The organism is Pseudomonas gessardii, assembly GCF_001983165.1.
In the GTDB taxonomy this organism is placed as follows: Bacteria; Pseudomonadota; Gammaproteobacteria; order Pseudomonadales; family Pseudomonadaceae; genus Aquipseudomonas; species Aquipseudomonas gessardii.
The window spans coordinates 21070-43236 of the sequence record NZ_MNPU01000030.1 but is presented as its reverse complement, the minus strand read 5'-3'; the positions used below and the strand labels follow the sequence as shown (position 1 = coordinate 43236).

Sequence of the window (22167 nt, the reverse complement as noted above, 5' to 3'; positions counted from 1 at the left end):
TTACTCCCGGCTGCGTCGGCAGCTAAAAGATAGTTGTTCTCAAGTCGCTAATTTTCCTCGGTTGCATTCGTTTTATAGGGACGACGTGCCTTTGTGCTTCCTGCCTATTGAACCGGATGCTAAGAAATGAATGCTGAAGACTCCTTGAAACTCGCTCGCCGGTTTATCGGGCTGCCCCTGGAAAAACGCCGGCTGTTCCTTGCGGCCTTGCAAAAGGAAGGGGTGGATTTTGCGCAGTTTCCGATCCCGGCAGGGGTCGAGGTCGAGGATCGCCAGGCGTTGTCCTACGCACAGCGCCGGATGTGGTTCCTCTGGCAACTTGACCCGCAAAGCGGCGCCTATAACCTGCCCAGCGCCGTGCGGCTCAAGGGCAGCCTGGACGAGGCGGCGCTGGAGCAGGCCTTTGCCAGTCTGGTGGCGCGCCATGAAGCCTTGCGCACGGTCTTTCGCCAGTTGCCCGACGAGAGCCTGCAACAAGTGCCCGCCAGTGCCCCACTGATTGTCGAGCGCGAGGACTTCAGCATCCTCCCCGAGGACGAGCGTGAGCGTCGGGTCCGCAGCGAAGCCCAGCAACAGTCGATGCAGCCATTCGACCTGGCCACCGGCCCCTTGCTGCGAGTCAAGCTGATCAAGCTCGATGCCCAGCAGCACGTGCTGTTGTTGACCTTGCACCACATCGTTTCCGATGGCTGGTCGATGAGTATCATCATCGACGAGTTCGTGCGTTTCTATGAGGCGCACCGGCGTGGCGAGGCGCTGAGCCTCGAACCGCTGCCGATCCAGTATGCCGACTATGCCCTGTGGCAGCGGCGCTGGATGGAAGCCGGCGAGCAGGAGCGCCAATTGGCGTATTGGCAGGAGCAACTGGGCGATGAGCATCCGGTGCTTGAGTTGCCGACTGATTTCCCGCGCCCGGCGGTGGCCAGCCATCAAGGCAGCCGTTATGAGTTTGACCTGCCGCCGGCCCTGGCCGATGAACTGCGGCAGTTCGCGCGCCAGCAGAATGTGTCGTTGTTTACCGTGCTACTGGCCGCCTTCAATGTCCTCTTGTACCGCTACACCGGCCAGACCGACTTGCGCATCGGTGTGCCGATCGCCAACCGTAACCGGCTGGAGGTCGAAGGCCTGATCGGTTTATTCGTCAACACCCAGGTGATCCGTGCGCGGTTTGATGAGCAGACGCAGGTGACGGACCTGTTGCACGACCTCAAGGAACTGGCCAATGCCGCGCAGGCCCATCAGGACCTGCCATTCGAGCGCCTGGTGGATGCCCTCAAGCTGGAGCGGAGCCTGAGCCACACCCCGTTGTTCCAGGTGATGTACAACCATCAGCCGCAAGTGGCTGACATCGAGACGTTGCAGCTGGATTGCAGGCTAAGCGTGAGCCGGCTTGAATGGGATAGCCGCACCACCCAGTTCGACCTGACCCTGGATACCTATGAGAAAGGCGGCACGCTCAAGGCTGCCCTGACCTTTGCCAGTGACCTGTTCGTTGCGGCGACTATCGAGCGCATGGCGGGACATTGGCTCAAGCTGCTCAGCGAGATTGTCGCCGACAGCACGCGCCGGGTCAGTGAGCTGCCAATACTCGATGCCGCCCAGGTGCAGACCCAGGTCCTGGACTGGAACCGTACCGCGGCGCAGTTCCCGGCACAGCGCGGTGTGCATCAGTTGTTCGAGGAACAGGTGCAGCACAATCCACAGGCGATTGCCCTGTTGTTCGATCAGCAAGTCCTGACGTATCAGCAACTCAATCAGCGCGCCAACCGCCTGGCGCACAAGCTGCGCGAGTCGGCACCGGCTGGCGCCGAGTTGCTGGTGGGCGTGGCCACCGAGCGCTCGGTGGAAATGGTTGTGGCACTGCTGGCGGTGCTCAAGGCGGGTGGGGCCTACGTGCCGCTCGACCCGGAATATCCCAGCGAACGCCTGCGCTACATGATCGAAGACAGTGGTGTGGGCTTGCTGTTGACCCAGAGCCACCTGCTGGGCCGCCTGCCGTTGGGCGAGACAGTCCAGGCCTTATGCCTGGATCAGGACGGCGACTGGCTGGAAGGCTACAGCGACGCCAACCCGGCACTGCCCTGCCTGCCGGAACAACTGGCCTACATGATCTATACCTCGGGCTCCACCGGGCGGCCCAAGGGGGCGGGCAACCGTCACACGGCACTGACCAACCGCCTGTGGTGGATGCAGCGCGCCTACACGCTGGATGCCCGCGACACGGTACTGCAAAAGACCCCGTTCAGTTTCGACGTCTCGGTCTGGGAGTTCTTCTGGCCGCTGATGGTCGGTGCGCGGTTGGCCGTGGCGCTACCGGGCGAGCACCAGGAGCCGGCACGCCTGATCGAGACCATCGGGCGTTACCAGATCACCACCTTGCACTTCGTGCCGTCGATGTTACAGGCCTTTATCCATGAGGCCGGGGTCGAGGCCTGTAGCAGTCTCAAGCGCATCATCTGCAGCGGTGAAGCCTTGCCGGTGGATGCCCAGCAGCAGGTCTTTCGCAAATTACCGGGCGCCGGCCTGTTCAACCTCTATGGCCCGACGGAAGCGGCCATCGACGTGACGCACTGGCGCTGTGTCGACGAGCGCCGGGCCAGCGTGCCTATCGGTGTGCCGATCGACAACCTGCGCACCCAGATCCTCGGTTCCGGCCTGGGCCTGCTGCCGGTTGGCGCGGGTGGCGAGCTGTACCTGGGCGGGGTTGGCCTGGCCCGTGGTTATCACCAGCGGCCAGGGCTGACCGCCGAGCGCTTTGTGCCCGACCCGTTCACCCCCGGCGAGCGCTTGTACCGCACCGGCGACCTGGCGCGCTATCGGGTCGATGGGGTTATCGAATACCTCGGGCGTCTCGACCACCAGGTCAAGCTGCGTGGCCTGCGTATCGAACTGGGCGAAATCGAAGCCAGCCTGTGCGACCACGAACTGGTGCGTGAAGCAGTGGTGCTGGCCCAGGACGGCAAGCAACTGGTGGCTTATCTGGTGTTGGCCGGCGAGCAACCGCCGGCCGACTGGCGCGAACAGCTCAAGGCCAGCCTGCTGCAAGGCCTGCCGGAATATATGGTGCCGCAACACCTGCTGGAACTGGCGGCGCTGCCGTTGATGCCCAACGGCAAACTTGACCGCAAATCCCTGCCGCGCGCCGAGGCCAGCGTGCAGGCCCAATACATTGCCCCGGTCAGCGAGACCGAGAAAGCCCTGGCAGCGATCTGGCGTGATGTATTGCGGGTGGAGCAGGTCGGTCTGGAAGACAACTTCTTCGAGTTGGGCGGCGACTCCATCGTCTCCATCCAGGTGGTCGGGCGTGCCCGTCAAGCCGGGATCACCTTCAGCCCGCGGGACTTGTTCCAGCACCAGACCGTGCGCAGCCTGGCACAGGTCTGCCAGGCCAATGTGGCCGTGACTATTGATCAAGGCCCGGTCAGCGGCGAGGCGCCGCTGACCCCGGTGCAACAGTGGTTCTTCGAGCTGCCGATGGCCCGGCGCGCGCACTGGAACCAATCGCTGTTGCTCACCCCACGGGAAACCCTCGACCTGGCCGAGGTGGACGCTGCGGTACTGCGCCTGATCGAACAGCACGATGCCCTGCGCCTGCGCTTCGAGGCCAGCGCCCAGGGCTGGACCCAGGTTTATGCCGCGATGCCGGATGCGTCGCCAGTGTGGCAACGCCAGGCGGCGAGCGCTGAAGAACTCGACGCCCTTTGCGATGAGGCCCAGCGTAGCCTGGACCTGGCGCAAGGCCCGTTGTTGCGGGTGTTGTTGGTGAAGATGGCCGACGGCAGTCAGCGGCTGTTGCTGGCCATCCATCACCTGGTGGTGGACGGGGTATCCTGGCGCGTATTGCTCGAAGACCTGCAAAGCCTGTTGAGCCAGGCCCGGGCCGGCGCGCCCCTGGTACTGCCGGCGAAAACCAGTGCCTACAAGGCCTGGGCCGAACAGCTGCAAGACTACGCCCGGCGCCCGGCCCTGGCCCGGGAGCTGGACTATTGGCAGGCGGCGCTGGCCGATGCGCCGGTGGATTTGCCCTGCGATCACTCCCAGGGCGGGCTGGGCAGTGCCCTCGGGCAACAGGTCAGCGTGACCTTCGATGGCCAATTGACGCGCCAACTCTTGCAAGAAGCGCCGGCGGCCTACCGGACCCAGGTCAATGACCTGTTGTTGACCGCACTGGCCCGCGTCATTGCCCGCTGGAGCGGTGAACAATCGGTGTTGATCCAGCTTGAGGGTCACGGTCGCGAGGAACTGTTTGAAGCGGTCGACCTGAGCCGGACCCTGGGCTGGTTCACCAGCCTGTTCCCGGTGAAGTTGACCCCGGCACAGGACCTGCCCGCATCGATCAAGGCGGTCAAGGAGCAACTGCGCGCCATCCCCGGCAAAGGTCTGGGGTTCGGGGTGCTGCGCTATCTGGGCGAGCCGCAGGTCCAGGCGGCCCTGGCGCAGTTGCCGGCTCCACGCATCACCTTCAACTACCTGGGGCAGTTCGACGGTCAATTCGACGACGGCGCGCTGTTCGTGCCGTCTACCGAAAAATCCGGCCGGGCTCAGGACGAGCACGCCCCGCTGGCCAACTGGTTGAGCATCGAAGGCCAGGTGTATGGCGGTGAACTTTCATTGCAGTGGACCTTCAGCCGCGAGGTGCACGAACGCGCGACCATCGAACGGCTGGCCGAAGACTATCGCCAGGAGTTGACCGCGCTGATCGGTCATTGCCTGCACGCGCAAGCCGGTGGTGCCACACCGTCGGACTTCCCGCTGGCCAGCCTGACTCAAGAGCGTCTGGACGCGCTGGAGACCCCGCTGGGGCAGATCGAAGACATTTACCCGTTATCGCCGATGCAAGAGGGGTTGTTGCTGCACACCTTGCTCGAGCCCCATTCGGGGATTTACTTCATGCAGGATCGCTACTGCATCGACAGTGACATCGACCTGCCGCGTTTCCGTAGCGCCTGGCAGCAAGTCATCCAGCGGCACGATGCCTTGCGGGCCTCATTCAACCTCGACCGCCAGGGTGAAATGCTACAGATCATTCACCGCCACGCGCCGCTGCGCCTCGACTACCTGGACTGGAGCGAGGTGCCGGCCGAGCAGCACGAAGCCGATTTGCAGGGGTTGCTGGAGAACGAGCGCCAGCAAGGCTTCAACTTGCTGGAGCAGCCCCCTTTCAGCCTGCGCCTGATCCGTCGCGGGCCCCAGCAATACTGGTTCATCCTCAGCAACCACCACATCTTGATCGATGCCTGGTGCCGGTCGTTGCTGCTGCAAGACTTCTTCACCCTTTACCAGGGCAAGCCGCTGCCGCAACCGGCGGCGCGCTACCGCGACTTTATTGCCTGGCTGCAAGCGCAGGGCGAGGAGGCGGCAATCAGCGCCTGGCGCGAAGAGTTGCAAGGCTTCGAGCAACCGACCGGGCTGCCTTACGACCGGCCGCTACAGCGCCAGGGTGGCCAGTCGCAGATCGGTGACCGTTACCTGAACCTGGAACGCAGTGAAGGTCGCGCGTTGCGTGAGCTGGCCCAGCATTATCAATTGACCGTCAATACCTTCACCCAGGCGGCCTGGGCCTTGGTCATGCACCGCTACAGCGGTGAGTCGGATGTGCTGTTCGGTGTGACGGTGGCGGGTCGACCGATCAGCCGTCCCGAGATGCAGGACACGGTCGGCCTGTTCATCAACAGTATCCCGCTGCGGGTGCGCATGCCGCAGACCGGTAGCGTCAAGCAATGGCTGCAAGCGTTGTTCGAGCACAACCTGGCCTTGCGTGAGCACGAGCATCTGCCGCTGGTGAAAATCCAGGCGTGCAGCCACATCGACAGCAGCCAGCAGTTATTCGACAGCCTGTTTGTGTTCGAGAACGCGCCGCTGGAGAGCACGGTGGTCAGCGGCGCCCAGGCGCTCAGCGCGGTTGCCGACAGCGCTCGGACCCACACCAACTACCCGCTGACGGTGGTGGTCTACCCGGGCGACGAGCTGGGGCTGCACCTGTCCTACGACCAGCGTTTCTTTGATGAAGCAACCATTGATCGCCTGCTGGACGATATGAAACGTGTGCTGGGGGCGCTGGTCAGCGGTTTCCATGGCCAGTTCTCGTCCCTGGCGCTGCTGTCCGAGGCGGACCGCTACCAGTTGGTGGAAGCGTGCAACCAGACCGAGCGCCGTTACCCGCTGGAGCAGGGTTATGTGCGCCTGTTCGAGGCCAGTGTGGCGCAGTATGGCGAGCGCACGGCGGCGTCGTGCCTGGACCGGCACTGGAGCTACAACGAACTCAACCGCCAGGCCAACCGTGCCGGGCATGGGCTGATTGCCGCGGGCGTACAGGTTGATCAGCCGGTGGCGTTGCTGGCTGAACGTGATCTGTCGTTGCTGGGCATGATCATCGGCAGTTTCAAGGCCGGGGCCGGTTACCTGCCACTCGACCCGCATTTGCCCGATGAGCGCCTGCTGCGTCTGCTGGCGCTGAGCCGCACGCCGGTGCTGCTGTGCAGCGCCGCCTGCGCCGAGCGTGCCCGCAGCCTGTTGGCCGGCCTCGACGCGGACGACGCGCCACGGCTGCTGGTCTGGGAAGACCTCCAGCAGGGTGAGGTTGCCCAGGGCAACCCGCAGCTCTACGTCGGCGCCCGTCACTTGGCGTATGCCATCTATACCTCCGGTTCCACCGGCACGCCCAAGGGGGTGCTGGTCGAGCAGGGCGGCATGCTCAACAACCAGTTGAGCAAACTGCCGTACCTGGAACTGGGGGAAACGGACGTGATCGCCCAGACGGCGTCGCAGAGTTTTGATATTTCGGTATGGCAGTTCCTCACCGCCGCGCTGTGCGGGGCGCGCGTGGATATCGTGCCGAACGATATCGCCCAGGAGCCGGCAGCCTTGCTGGCCCATGTGCGCAAGGTGGGCATCACGATCCTGGAAAGCGTGCCGTCACTGATTCAGGGCTTGCTCGATGAGCCGGTCATGGTTTTTGAACACCTGCGCTTTATGCTGCCGACCGGTGAAGCGATGCCGCCGGAACTGGCGCGCCGCTGGCTGCAACGCTACCCGGCGATTGGCCTGGTCAACGCTTACGGTCCGGCTGAATGTTCGGACGACGTGGCCTTGTACCGTGTGGAAATGGCTGCGACCCAGGGTACTTGCCTGCCCATCGGCAGCCCGACCGACAACAACCGCCTGTACCTGCTCGACGCCCAGTTGCAACCGGTGCCGGTGGGCGCCGTGGGTGAGCTGTGGGTCGCCGGTGTCGGGGTGGGCCGGGGTTACCTGAGCGACCCAGCGCGTACGGCCACGGCCTACCTGCCGGACCCGTTTGCCCTGGAGGCCGGTGGCCGGCTGTACCGCACCGGCGACCTCGGTCGTCGGCGTAACGATGGCCTGCTCGAATACGTGGGGCGCGTCGATCAGCAGGTCAAGGTGCGTGGTTTTCGGATCGAGTTGGGCGAAATCAGTGCGCACCTGCTGGAGTTGGAGGCGGTGCGCGATGCGGCGGTCGATGTCTTCGCGAGCGGCACCGGCAAGGCCTTGGTGGGCTACGTGGTGCCGGCGTCGGCCGACCTTGCCCAGGATGCATTGCGTGACAGCCTGCGCGACAGCTTGCGCCAGCGCCTGCCCGATTACATGGTGCCGTTGCAGTGGGTGTTCCTTGAGGCGCTGCCGCTGACCCCGAACGGTAAACTGGATCGCAGAGCACTGCCTGCGCCGGATGCCAGCCCGTTGCAACAATCCTTCGTGGCCCCGCGCAGCGAGCTGGAACAGCGCGTCGCGCAGATCTGGCAGGACGTGCTCAAACGCGAGCGTGTCGGCCTCAATGACAACTTCTTTGAATTGGGCGGCCATTCGTTGTTGGCGACCCAGGTGGTTTCCCGGGTGCGCCATGCACTGAATATCGACCTGGCGCTGCGTACGCTGTTTGAGCACAGCACCTTGCACGCCTTTGTCCAGGCCCTGGGCCAGAGCCGTGCCGGTGACGAGCCGGCGCTGGTGGCGGTGGATCGTCAGCAGCCGCTCTTGCTGTCCTATGCCCAGGAGCGGCAGTGGTTCCTCTGGCAACTGGAACCGCACAGTGCTGCCTATAACATCCCGCTGGCCTTGCGCCTGCATGGCAGCCTGGATGTGGCAGCCCTGGCCCGCAGCTTCAATACGCTGATCGAGCGCCATGAAAGCCTGCGTACGCGCTTTACCCAGGACCAGCAGGCGCTGCAAATCATTGATGCCCCACTGGCATTGGCGCTGGTGGCAGAACCTTTGGCCAGTGACGCGCTGATCGCCGCTGCGGTGCAAGCCGAAGCCCAGGCACCGTTCGATTTGCAGCGCGGGCCGTTGTTGCGGGTGAAATTGCTGCAACTGGCGACGGACGATCATGTGTTGCTGCTGACGCAGCACCACATCATTTCTGATGGCTGGTCGATGCAGGTCTTGGTCGAAGAGTTGATTGCCCTGTACGGCGCCTATAGCCAGGGCCAGGGTCTGGAACTGCCAGCCCAGCCGATCCAGTACGCCGACTATGCGCAATGGCAGCGCCAGTGGATGGAGGCCGGTGAGCTGCAACGGCAACTGGCTTACTGGAGCAACCAGTTGGGCGGTGAGCAACCGGTCCTGGAACTGCCGACGGACCGGCCGCGTCCGGCGGTACAGGACACGCGTGGCGCGCGCCTGGAAATCCCGCTGGATGCGGCGCTGAGCGCCGGCCTGCGACAACTGGCACAGCGCGAAGGCGCGACGCTGTTTATGCTGCTGCTGGCGTCGTTCCAGGCCTTGCTGCATCGCTACAGCGGGCAAAGCGATATTCGTGTCGGCGTGCCGGTGGCCAACCGGCAGCGGGTCGATATCGAGCGCTTGATCGGCTTCTTCGTCAATACCCAGGTGCTCAAGGCCGAGGTGGATGGCCAGGGCGCGTTCATCGACCTGTTGCACCAGGTCAAGCACACGGCGCTGCAAGCCCAGGCCCACCAGGACCTGCCGTTCGAGCAACTGGTCCAGGCGCTGCAGCCCGAGCGCAGCTTGAGTCATAGCCCGTTGTTCCAAGTGATGTACAACCACCAGAGTGCGGGCAAGCAAAGCATCGATGTCGACTTGCCTGGGTTGCGGGTCGAAGGCCTGGCCTGGGACAAGCCGACCGCGCAGTTCGACCTGACGCTGGAAACCTACGAATCCCGCGACAGCCTCAGTGCTTCGCTGGTGTATGCCAGCGAGCTGTTCGACGCCAGCACCATCGAGCGCCTGGCGCAACACTGGCAGCGCCTGTTGCAGGCCGTGGTGGCTGACCCGACGCAGCGCATTGCCCAATTGCCGTTGCTGGCCGCCGCAGACGAGCGGGTGATCCTCGAAGACTGGAACCGCAGCGCCGTGGCCTACCCGGCCGGGCAGTGTATCCAGCAGTTGATCGAGGAACAGGCGGCGCGTACCCCGCAAGCGCTGGCGCTGGTATTTGCCGAGCAAGCACTGAGCTACGCCGAACTCAATGCCCGGGCCAACCAGTGGGCACACCGCTTGATGGCGCTAGGCGTCGGCCCGGATGTGCTGGTGGGCGTGGCGCTCGAGCGTTCGCTGGACATGGTCATCGGCCTGCTGGCGGTGCTCAAGGCCGGTGGCGCCTATGTGCCGCTGGACCCGGATTACCCGCAGGATCGCCTGGCCTACATGATCGAAGACAGCGGCCTCACACTGCTGTTGAGCCAGGCCCATTTGGCCTTGCCGATCCCGGCTGATGTGCAGGCGTTGGACCTGGGCCAGGCCCTGGACGGCTACAGCACGGCGAACCCGCAGGTCGCGCTGGACCCGGAAAACCTCGCCTATGCGATCTACACCTCCGGCTCCACCGGCAAACCCAAGGGCGTGATGGTGCGCCATGGTGCGCTGACCAACTTCATTGTCAGTATGGCCGCTGCACCGGGGATCGTTGCGCAGGATCGCCTGCTGTCGCTGACCACGTTCTCCTTCGATATCTTCGGCCTGGAGTTGTACGCGCCGTTGATGGTCGGCGCGCGGGTGGTGCTGGCCAGCCAGGACACCCAGCGCGATCCCGAATTGATCCTGCAACAGGTGCAAGAGCAGGGCATCACGCTGCTGCAAGCCACGCCCTCGACCTGGCGCATGTTGCTGGAAAGCCCCAACGCGGGGGCCCTGGCGGGCCGGCGCTTGCTGTGTGGCGGTGAAGCGCTGGCCGATGAATTGGCGCAGCGTATGACGGCCCTGGGGGCCGAGACCTGGAACCTGTATGGCCCGACCGAGACCACCATCTGGTCGGCCTTGCAGCTGTTGACGGGCGAACACAGCCAGCCATACCTGGGTAAGCCGATCCACAACACCTCGCTGTATATCCTCGGTGAAGACCTGTCGGCCAACCCGGTGGGAGTGGCCGGCGAGCTGCTGATCGGTGGCGATGGCCTGGCGCGCGGTTACTTCGAGCGCCCGGCGCTGACTGCCGAGCGTTTCCTGCCCAACCCCTATGGCGAACCGGGCGGGCGCTTCTATCGCACCGGCGACCTGGCGCGCTACCGGGCGGATGGGGTGATCGACTACATCAGCCGGATCGACCATCAGGTGAAGATCCGTGGGTTCCGCATCGAGCTGGGGGAAATCGAAGCGCGTCTGCTGGAGCACAGCGAGGTGCGCGAAGCCGTGGTGGTGGCCCAGGACGGTGCGCACGGCGCGGTGCTGGTCAGCTACCTGGTGGCACCAGACGCTGCACAAGACAGCTTGCGCGAAGCGCTGAAACACCGCCTGCAGCAACAATTGCCGGACTATATGGTGCCGCAGCACTGGCTGTTCATGGCGCGCCTGCCGCTGACGCCCAACGGCAAGCTGGACCGCAAGGCCCTGCCCAAGCCGGACGCCAGCCAGGTGCAAAAGCACTATGTGGCGCCGAGCACCGAACGCCAGCGCCAAGTGGCGCAGATCTGGCAGGCAGTACTCAAGCTGGAGCAAGTGGGGCTGACGGATAACTTCTTTGAACTGGGCGGGCACTCGTTGCTGGCCACCCAGGTCATGTCGCGGGTGCGGCAGTTGCTGGGCGTAGAAGTCCCGCTGCGTACCTTGTTTGAACACAGCACCTTGCAGGCCTTTGTCCAGGCCCTGGGCGAGGAACAGGCAAGTGCGGCGCCGCCGTTGTTGCCTGTGGCCCGGGACCAGGGGTTGCGCCTGTCCTATGCCCAGGAGCGGCAGTGGTTCCTCTGGCAGCTGGAGCCGCAGAGTGTCGCCTACAACCTGCCCCTGGCCTTGCGCCTGCAAGGGCAGTTGGACGTGATGGCACTGGAACGCAGCTTCAATAGCCTGATCGCCCGTCATGAAATCCTGCGTACGGGGTTTGCGCAGCATGACCTGCAGGTGGTGCCGGTGATTCATGCCCAGGCCGACCTGCAACTGGAGGCGCAGGCGCTGGACCACGAGGCCGGGCTCGAGGCTGCGGTGGATGCCGAGGCGCATCGCCCGTTCGACCTCAAACACGATGCCCTGCTGCGGGTAAAACTGCTGCGCCTGGGGGCTGAGGAGCATGTCCTGATCCTCACCCAGCACCACATCGTGTCCGATGCCTGGTCGATGCAGGTGATGGTTGACGAACTGATTGCAACCTATGCCGCCTACAGCCAGGGGCACACGCCGAGCCTGCCGGCACTGGCGTTGCAGTACCTCGACTATGCGCAATGGCAACGGCAGTGGATGGAAGGCGGCGAGCAAGCCCGGCAACTGGCCTACTGGACCGACACCCTGGGCGGCGAGCAGCCGGTATTGGCCCTGCCCACCGACCACCCACGGCCGAGTGTGCAGAGCTTTGTCGGCGCCAGCCAAGAGGTGACATTGCCGGCCAGCCTGCTGCACTCACTCAAGGCCCTGGCCCAGCGTGAGCAGGTCACGCTGTTTATGCTGCTGCTGGCTTCGTTCCAGGCCTTGTTGCACCGTTACAGCGGGCAAAACGATATTCGGGTCGGCGTGCCCATCGCCAACCGTAACCGGGTGGAGATCGAGCGTCTGATCGGCTTTTTCGTCAATACCCAGGTGCTCAAGGCCGAGGTGGATGGGCAGGGCAGCTTCAGCGACTTGCTCGCTCAGGTCAAACAGACCGCGCTGCAGGCCCAGGCCCATCAGGACCTGCCGTTCGAGCAACTGGTGCACGCGTTGCAGCCCGAGCGCAGCCTGAGCCACAGCCCGCTGTTCCAGGTGATGTACAACCACCTCGACGAAGGCCGCAAAGGGCTCGATATTGCCTTGCCGGGCCTGAGCCTGTGCGGCCTTGAAGCCCGAGGCCGCACGACGCAGTTCGACCTGAGCCTGGAAACCTACGAATCCCACGGGCAGTTGGTCGCGACCCTGACCTATGCGGTCGATCTGTTTACAGCGCAAAGCATGGCGCAATTGCTCGGCCACTGGCAGAACCTGCTGCACGCCATTGTCGCCGAGCCGACGCAGCGGGTGGCGGCATTGCCGCTGCTGGCTGGGGCCCAGGCTCAACAAGTGCTGCTGGACTGGAACCAGACCCAGGCCGAGTACCCGCTGCACCTGGGGGTCCACCAGTTGATCGAGGCCCAGGCCGAGCGCACGCCAGAGGCCATCGCCCTGGTGTTCGGCGACACGCAACTGAGCTATGCCCAGCTTGATGCCCGGGCCAATCAATGGGCCCGGCGCCTCAGCGGCCTGGGGGTGGGCACCGATGTGCTGGTCGGCGTGGCCGCGCAGCGCTCGCTGGAAATGGTCATCGGTTTGCTCGCCGTGCTCAAGGCCGGCGGCGCTTATGTCCCGCTCGACCCCGAGTATCCGCAGGAACGTCTGGGCTACATGATGCAGGACAGCGGGATCGGCCTGTTGTTGACCCAGGCGCACCTGCGTGAGCAGCTTCCGGTTCCCCAAGGGCTGCAAGTGCTTGACCTCGATGAGTCGGTGGCAACCTTCAGTACCGAACGGCTCCAGCGCGAACTGGACCCGCAAAGCCTGGCGTATGTGATCTACACCTCAGGCTCCACCGGGCAACCCAAAGGCGCCGGCAACCGGCACGCCGCGCTGACCAACCGCCTGTGCTGGATGCAGGAGGCCTATCCACTGGATGCCACGGACGCGGTGTTGCAGAAAACCCCGTTCAGCTTTGATGTGTCGGTCTGGGAGTTCTTCTGGCCGCTGATGACCGGTGCGCGCCTGGTGGTTGCCGAACCTGGGGCCCATCGTGACCCGGGCGCCCTGGTCGAGCTGATCAACCAGCACGCCGTGACCACGCTGCACTTTGTGCCCTCGATGCTCCAGGCCTTCTTGCTGGACGCCCGCGCGGCCAGTTGCACAGGCTTGCGCCAGGTGATCTGCAGCGGTGAAGCGTTGCCGGTGGAGGCTCAGCAGCAGGTGTTCAAACAACTGCCGCAGACCCGTTTGTACAACCTGTATGGCCCAACCGAAGCGGCCATTGACGTGACGCATTGGCACTGTGTCGATGAAGGGCGCGACAGCGTGCCGATCGGTCAGCCGATCGCCAACGTGGGCACCTATATCCTCGGCCCGGATCTGGAGCCGTTGCCCGTGGGTGTGGCCGGAGAGTTGCACCTGGGGGGTGAAGGCCTGGCCCGTGGTTACCACCGTCGGCCGGCGCTGACCGCCGAGCGTTTTGTGCCGAACCCGTATGGCGCCGGGCGTCTGTACCGTACCGGTGACCTGGCACGGCATCGGGCCAGCGGGGTGATCGAGTACCTCGGGCGTATCGACCATCAAGTGAAGATCCGCGGCCTGCGTATCGAGCTGGGGGAAATCGAAGCGCGCCTGATGGAGCAACCGTCGGTGGTCGAGGCGGTCGTGATCGCGCAGGACGGGCCGACCGGCAAACGCCTGGTGGCCTACGTGGTGCCAGGCGATGGGCAACTGCTGCACAGCAGCGAGCAGGATCAGGCCCGGTTTGGCGCAACGCTGGGCGCAAGCCTGTCGCGCCACCTGCCGGACTATATGGTGCCGGGGCAGTGGATCGTCCTCGCGCGCATGCCGTTGAGCCCCAACGGCAAGCTGGAGCGCAAGGCCTTGCCCAAGGCCGATCCGGTGTTGGCGCAGCAGGTTTACCAGGCGCCGGAAACCGAACTCGAACAACAGATCGCCGCGATCTGGCAGGACATCCTGCACATCGAGCGCATTGGCCTGGGTGACAACTTCTTTGACCTGGGAGGGCATTCATTGCTTGCGACACAGGCGATCTCGCGCATCAACTCACAACTGGGCATCGACATTGCGCTGCGCCTGATCTTTGAAACGCCGACCCTTGCCGAGTTCGCCCAGGCGGTGCTCGAAAGCCGTTCGGCCCTGAGCGAAGAAGGGCTGTCGGATATTGAAAAAATGATGGACCTGATGGAGGAGGCTTGAAATGGATAAGACTACCGCAGAGCGTATTGCCAAGCGTTTCATCGGCCTGGGTCTGGAGCAGCGGCGCCAGATCCTGGCGAAGATGAACGAGGCCAACAACAGCTTCAAGCTGTTGCCGATTGTCGCCAGTCGCCATGACGTGCCCCGCATTCCTTTGTCTTTTGCCCAGCAACGCCTGCTGTTTCTCTGGCAGATGGAGCCGCAGAGCCCGTTCTACAACGTGCCGCGTGCCGTGCGCCTCAAGGGGGAGTTGAACGAAACCAGCCTGCGCCAGGCCTTCGATGCGTTGGTGCAGCGCCATGAAGTGCTGCGCACCCGTTTCGTCTCGCAAGACGGTGCCTTCTATCAGCATATTGACGAGCACGCGCCGGTGCATCTGCAGTGCATCGACGTGCCTGCAGCGGCCCTGGACGCGGCAGAAGCCGGGCTCAAGGCCCTGGTCGCCGAGGAACTGGCGCAGCCCTTCGATCTGATCAATGGCCCGTTGCTGCGGGTCAAACTCTACCGTCTCGGCGCCCAGGAGCATGTGCTGGTGGTGACGGTGCATCACATCGTTTCCGATGGCTGGTCGAGCCAGTTGATGGTCGAGGAATTTGTCCACCTGTATGACGCGATCGCGCACCAGCGTGAGCCCCGGTTGCCAGTCTTGCCGATCCAGTACGCGGACTTTGCCCTGTGGCAACGCAGCTGGATGGAGGCCGGTGAAAGCGAGCGCCAGTTGCAGTACTGGACGCAGACGCTGGGCGACGAGCAGCCGTTGCTGGCGTTGCCGTTGGACCGCGAGCGTCCACCGCAGCCCAGTTATCGCGGCGCGGCGTTCACCGCCGATTGCTCCAGGGCCTTGTCCCAGGCCCTGAAAACCCTGGGCAGCGAGCGCGGTTACACGTTGTTCATGCTGGTGCTGGCGGGGTTCTCGGTGGTCTTGGCCCGCCAGAGCGGGCAGTGCGATATCCGTCTGGGCGCGCCGAACGCCGGGCGCAATCGCAGTGAAACCGAAGGCCTGATCGGTTTCTTTATCAACACCCAGGTCTTGCGGGTCGAGGTCGATGAGCAGCAGAGTTTCGAGCAGTTGCTGGCACAGGTCAAAGAGGTCGTATTCGGGGCCCAGGCGCATCAGGACTTGCCCTTCGAGCAGTTGGTGGATGCCCTGGCGCCTGAGCGTAACCTGAGCCACAACCCGTTGTTCCAGGTGAAGATCAACCAGAACCTGGCGGGTAGCGGCCTGAGCCACAATGGCCAGGGCAGTTTTTCCGCGCTGGGCATTGAGCCCTTCGAGATCGCGGAACATGACGCGCGTTTCGACCTGGCATTGGACTTCACCGACACTGAACACGGCATCCAGATCAGCTTCAGCTACGCGACCGACCTGTTCGAGCGCGGCACTGTCGAGGCCATGGCCGAGGCGTTGCAGGCCGTATTGCAGGCGATGGTCGCGGCGCCTGCCGCGCCGATTCATCAACGGCCTGGCGTGGCCGGGGTGGTGGGCGAAGAGGTCACGCAGGCTTTCGCGCACCCGCATTTCCTGGCGTTGTGGCAAGCCAACGGGCCGACCCGTGGCGATGCCGCCGCCGTGCGCTGCGAGCAGGCACTCATCAGTTTTGCCGAACTGGAGCAGCAGTCCAACCGCCTGGCCCGGCACTTGCGCGAGCAAGGGTTGCGCAGCGGCGAGGTCGTGGCCCTGGCCCTGGAGCGCAGCGCCGCCTGGACCGTGGGCCTGCTGGCGATACTCAAGGCCGGTGGCGTGTACCTGCCGCTGGATGTGCAACAACCGGCCGAGCGCTTGCAACAGGTGCTCAGTGGCAGTGGCGCGGCCTGGCTATTGCGCCCGGCGGGCGATAACCGTATCGAGTGCCAGTGTGCGGTGGTTGACTATGAGCCGGCGCGGTTTGCTGCGTACAGCGCCGCCCCGCTGGACCTGCAAGTGGCCCCGGAGCAACCGGCCTACTTGATCTTCACCTCGGGTTCCACCGGGCAGCCCAAGGGGGTGCTGGTCAGCCATCAGGCCTTGGGTAACTACGTACAAGCGATTTTGCAGCAGTTGCGCCTGCCGAGCGATGCCAGCCTGGCGATGATTTCCACCCTGGCGGCGGACCTGGGGCACACCATGCTGTTTGCTGCGCTGGCCAGCGGGCGCCTGTTGCACCTGGTGCCGCAGGCTTATGCGTTCGACCCGGACCGTTTCGCCCGTTACATGCGCGAGCATCGGGTCGGCGCGCTGAAAGTCGTGCCCAGCCATTTGCATAGCCTGTTGCAGGCCGGCAACCCGGCCGATGTGCTGCCGGCCCATGTGTTGGTGCTGGGGGGCGAGACGTGCCCGTGGTCCTTGGTGCACCAGGTGGCGCAACTGGCGCCGGATTGCCGGATCATCAACCATTACGGGCCGACCGAAACCACGGTCGGCGTACTGACCCACGAGGTGACGGGCGAGCGACCCGCGACCTTGAGCGTGCCCGTCGGCCAACCCCTGGCCAATACCCGCGCGCGCCTGCTGGACGCCTACCTCAACCCGGTCGCCGCGCGAGTGGCGGGGGAGTTGTACCTGGGCGGTGCCGGTGTGGCGCAAGGTTATCTGAACCAGCCAGGCTTGACCGCCGAACGTTTTGTGCCTGATCCACAAGGGGGGCAGGGCGAGCGGGTGTACCGCACCGGCGACCGTGCGCGCCGTGTCGATGGCGCGCTGGAGTTTCTCGGGCGTGGCGACGACCAGGTGAAAATCCGTGGCTACCGGGTCGAGCCTGGCGAAGTCCAGCAGGTTCTGCGGCAGTTGGACAGCGTACAAGATGCGGCCGTGCTGGCGTTGCCGATGGACAGCGATGCCGGGCGTATGCAACTGGTTGCCTACTGCGTACTGGCGCCAACGGCCAGCACCGATGCCGAACAACTGACCCGCGAGCTGCAGGGGCGGCTGCCCGACTACATGGTGCCGGCGCGGATCATGTTGCTCGAACGCTTGCCGCTGACGGCCAACGGCAAGCTGGATCGTCGGGCCCTGCCGGTCCCGGATGCACAGGCCCAAGCCTATGTGGCCCCCGGCAATGAGCTGGAGCAGGCGTTGGCCGAAGTCTGGGCCCAGGTGCTCAAGGTCGAGCAGGTCGGCACGGGCGACAACTTTTTCGAACTGGGCGGTGACTCGATCCTCAGCCTGCAAATCATTGCCCGGGCCAAGCGTCGCGGGATCAAGCTGACCCCCAAGCAGTTGTTTGAAAAACAGACCATTGCCCAGTTGGCGCAAGTGGCCAAATGGGTCGAGATCAAGGCCCCTGCGGCGCCGGCCAGCACCCGACAGATCAGTGGCGCCCAGGCGATGCTGCCGATCCAGGCACGTTTCTTTGCCCTGGATATTCCCCAGCGTCATCACTGGAACCAGTCGATCCTGCTGCACCCCCAGGCCCGCCTGGATGGGGCCGCGTTGAACCTGGCCTTGCAGGCGTTATATGCCCAGCACGATGCGCTGCGCCTGGCCTTCACGCAACAGGGCGAGCAATGGCGCGCCGACTATCAGGCGCACATACCCGGCGAGTTGCTGTGGACCCCCGCGGCCCTGGCGACAGTGGATGAGGTCCAGGCCCTGGCCGATCAGGCCCAGCGCAGCTTGAGCCTGGAGCAGGGCGTGTTGCTGCGTGCCGTCTTGATGGAGTTGCCCCAGGGGCAGCAACGCCTGCAACTGGTGATTCATCACACCGTAGTCGACGGCGTGTCCTGGCGGGTGTTGCTGGAAGATCTGCAAAGCGCCTACACCCAGGCGGCGCGCGGGGAGCCGGTCAAACTGGCAGGCAAGGGGGCTTCGCTGCAAGCCTGGGGCGAGCGTGTGCAGGGCTATGCCCAGAGTGATGCACTTAAGGCCCAGTTGGGTTATTGGCAGGATTGCTTGCAGGGCAGCGTGTTGGATCTGCCTCGCGACAACCCGGACGGCGGATTGAGCCTGTCCCAGGCCGCTGTGGTATCGACCCGCCTGGATCAGGCCTTGACGCATCAGCTGTTGAAAGTCGCGCCAGCGGCCTACCGGACCCAGGTCAATGACCTGTTGCTGACCGCACTGGCCCGCGTGCTGTGCCGCTGGAGCCAACAGTCTGCGGTGGCGATCCAGCTGGAGGGGCATGGCCGTGAAGCCTTGTTCGATGAGCTGGACATCTCCCGGACCATGGGCTGGTTCACCAGCCTGTTCCCGGTGAAGCTGACCCCGGCTGCCGATCTCGACACGTCGATCAAGCACGTCAAGGAGCAACTGCGTCAGTTGCCGAACAAAGGCATCGGCTACGGCTTGCTGCGTTACTGTGGCGATGCGGCCAGCCAGGCGGCGTTGGCCGACCTCGGCGAGCCACGGATTACCTTTAACTACCTGGGCCAGTTCGACGGGGACTTTGCCGCAGGCCAGGGCGCGCTGTTCCTGCCGGCGCCTGAAGCCGACGGTGCCGCACGCAGCGAACTGGGGGAACTGAGCAACTGGCTGAGCATCAACGGTCAGGTGTACGGCGCCGAGCTGGAACTGAGCTGGACCTTCAGCACGGGCATGTATCACCACCACACGGTGCAGGCGTTGGCCGACGATTACGCCGCTGAGCTGGCGGCGCTGATCGAGCATTGCAGTAACGAACAGCACAGTGGTGTGACGCCGTCGGACTTCAACCTGGTGAATGTCACCCAGGCGCAGCTGGAGCGGCTGCCCGTCACGCCACGGGACATCGCCGATCTGTATCCGCTGTCGCCTATGCAGCAGGGGATTGTGTTCCACAACCTGCACGAGCCGGATGGCCCGGCCTACACCAACCAGTTGCGGGTCGATGTGCAGCAATTGGATGCCGAGCGTTTCCGCGCGGCCTGGCAGCAGACCCTGGACGCCCACGATATTCTGCGCACCGCGTTTGTCTGGCCGCAGGACATGAATGCGCCGCTGCAGATCGTGTTGGGCAGCGTGCCCATGCCACTGGTGATTCATGACTGGCAGGGCCGGGCGAACCTTGAACAGGCCCTCGATCAGTTGGCCCGTGAGGATTTGGACACTGGTTTTCAGCTTGATCGTGCGCCGTTGCTGCGGGTAATCCTGGTACGTACCGGCGCCAGCACTTATCACCTGATCTACACCAGCCATCACATCCTGATGGACGGCTGGAGCACTTCGCAGCTGTTTGGCGAGGTGTTGCAACGCTACGCCGGGCAGGCGCCTGCCGCAGCGCAGGGGCGCTATCGCGACTACATCGAGTGGTTGAGCCAGCGGGATGCCCAGGCCAGCCAGGGGTTCTGGCGCCAGGCCTTGGAGCACTTGCAGGAGCCGACCCGCCTGGCTGACGCCGTGGGCCCGCAACAGGTGCTGGGCAGTGGTTATGCGGACCATGAGCATCGGTTCAGCGCCGAGCTGACGGCGCAGTTGAACGCGTTTGCCCGCGCGCAAAAAATCACCCTCAACACCCTGATGCAGGCTGCCTGGCTCTTGTTGTTGCAGCGCTACACCGGCCACGCCACGGTGACCTTCGGTGCCACTGTGGCCGGGCGCCCGATGGACTTGCCAGGGGTCGAGCAGCAGATCGGCCTGTTTATCAACACCTTGCCGGTGGTGGCCACGCCGTCGCCGCAACAGACGGTGGCGCAGTGGGTTCAGCAGGTGCAGGACCTTAACCTGGCCTTGCGCGAGCACGAACACACGCCGCTGTATGACATTCAACGCTGGGCCGGGCTGGGGGCGGGCCCGTTGTTTGACAGTCTCCTGGTGTTCGAGAACTACCCGATGTCCGAGGCCTTGCAGCAAGGGCAGGGGAGTGGCCTGGTGTTCTCGCCGATTCGCCGCCAGGAGCAAACCAACTACCCGCTGACCCTGGTGGCCGTGGCAGGCGGCGAGCTGACCCTGGGTTGCAGTTTTGACCAGGCCTGTTTCGACGTGGCGAGTGTCCAGCGTCTGGCCGAGCAACTGGAACATCTGATGAGCCAGTTCATGGCTGACGCCGGCCAACCACTCGGCGCCCTGGAGTTGTTGCGTGCAGACCCGCGTCAGGCCGCATTGGCCTGGGGGCGTGCGCCGAGTCGCGCACTGACCACCGCGAGTGTGGTCGCGCAGATCGAAGCCCAGGTACGGCGTGAGCCGCAGGCGCCGGCGTTGGTGTTTGGCGAAGAGCAACTGGATTACGCCACCCTCGATGCCCGGGCCAATCAGTTGGCGCACAAGCTGCGGGCGCTGGGCGTTGGCCCGGAAGTGCGAGTGGGCGTGTGCCTGCGCCGCACCCCGCAGATGGTCATTGGCCTGCTGGCGATCCTCAAGGCGGGCGGTGCTTATGTGCCGCTGGACCCGGAGTACCCACAGGAGCGCTTGCTGCATATGCTCGACGATAGCCAGGCAAGCGTGCTGCTGAGCGAAGCGCCATTGCTCGAGGTGCTGCCCGCCGAACTGCAAGCCCAGGTGCTGCTGGTCGAGCCGGGCCCGCAATGGCTGCATGACTGGCCGCAGACCTGCCCGGCGCCGCTGACCTGCGCGGCTAACCTGGCGTATGTGATTTACACCTCTGGCTCCACCGGCAAACCCAAGGGCGTGGCCATCACCCATGGCAACGTCGCGGCATTGGTCCAGTGGTCGCTGGCGACCTATCCGCGTGAAGCCCTGCAAGGGGTGCTGGCCTCGACGTCGATCTGCTTCGACCTGTCGGTGTGGGAGATCTTCGTCACCCTGGCCGGCGGCGGTTTCATGGTGCTTGCGGACAACGCCCTGGCCTTGCCCGAGTTGCCGGCGCGCGCGCGCGTACGCCTGATCAATACCGTGCCCTCGGCGATTGCCGCCTTGCAGCGGGCCGGGCAGATCCCGCCCTCGGTGCAGACCATCAACCTGGCGGGCGAGCCGCTCCGGCAGGCGCTGGTCGACAGCTTGTACGCCAGCACGGCGGTGGAGCGTGTCTACGATTTGTACGGCCCCTCGGAAGACACGACCTATTCGACCTTCACCCTGCGTGTGCCGGGCGGGCGGGCGAATATCGGGCGGCCACTGGAAAACACCACGGCCTACTTGCTCGATTCGCAGTTGCAGGTGCTGCCGGCGGGTGTCGCGGCCGAGTTGTACCTGGCGGGCGCCGGGGTTACCCGTGGTTACCTGATGCGCCCAGGGTTGACCGCAGAGCGGTATGTGCCGGATCCCTTCTCCACTGGCGGTGAGCGGCTGTACCGCAGCGGCGATCTGGTACGCCAGGGCGCCGAGGGTGATATCGAGTACATCGGGCGGGCCGACCATCAGGTGAAAGTCCGCGGTTTCCGTATCGAACTGAGCGAGATCGAAGCCCGCCTGCTGGCGCATCCCACCGTGTGCGAGGCGGTCGTACTGACGCAGGAGGGTGCTGGCGGCAACCAGTTGCTGGCCTATGTCGTGGCTGAGCCGGCTGCCGGCGCGCAGCCCGGCCTGGTGGACAGCCTGCGCCGCCATCTGGCGGCCAGCCTGCCGGCGTATATGGTGCCCAGTCATCTGCACCTGATCGACGCGTTGCCATTGACGCCCAATGGCAAGCTTGACCGCAACGTCCTGCTGGCCCTGGGCGGCAACCCACGGCTATTGGAATACGCCGCGCCGCGCACTGACGTGCAACGGGAGGTGGCGACTATCTGGCAGCAAGTGCTGGAAGTCGAACAGGTCGGCTTGAACGATAGTTTCTTCCAGCTCGGCGGCCATTCGTTATTGGCGACCCTGGTGGTTACGCGGATCAGCGAGCGCTTGGGTGACCAGGTGCCGCTCAAGGAGTTGTTTGCCGCAGACACCCTGGAACAGTTCTGTGACCGCATCGAAGCCCTGCGCGCCGATTTGTCGCCGGTTCAGGATCAATTGGCTAAATCTCTGGAGGCCCTCAAACGTCTATCTCTCGATGATCTTGAAAAACTGATTTCTTGAGT

2 protein-coding genes are annotated in these 22167 nt (G+C 64.5%); both read left to right on the top strand.

Annotated features, from left to right (window positions below; genetic code table 11):
- Nucleotides 1-126: 126 nt before the first annotated feature.
- Nucleotides 127-14310: a non-ribosomal peptide synthase/polyketide synthase gene (locus tag BLL38_RS19380; protein ID WP_076963945.1), complete on the top strand. Its 14184-nt coding sequence runs from the start codon at nucleotides 127-129 to the stop codon at nucleotides 14308-14310.
- 1 nt (nucleotide 14311) lies between these two features.
- The gene (locus BLL38_RS19375; protein WP_076963944.1) at nucleotides 14312-22165 is read left to right on the top strand and encodes a non-ribosomal peptide synthetase; all 7854 of its coding nucleotides are present in this window, start codon (nucleotides 14312-14314) and stop codon (nucleotides 22163-22165) included.
- Nucleotides 22166-22167 lie beyond the last annotated feature (2 nt).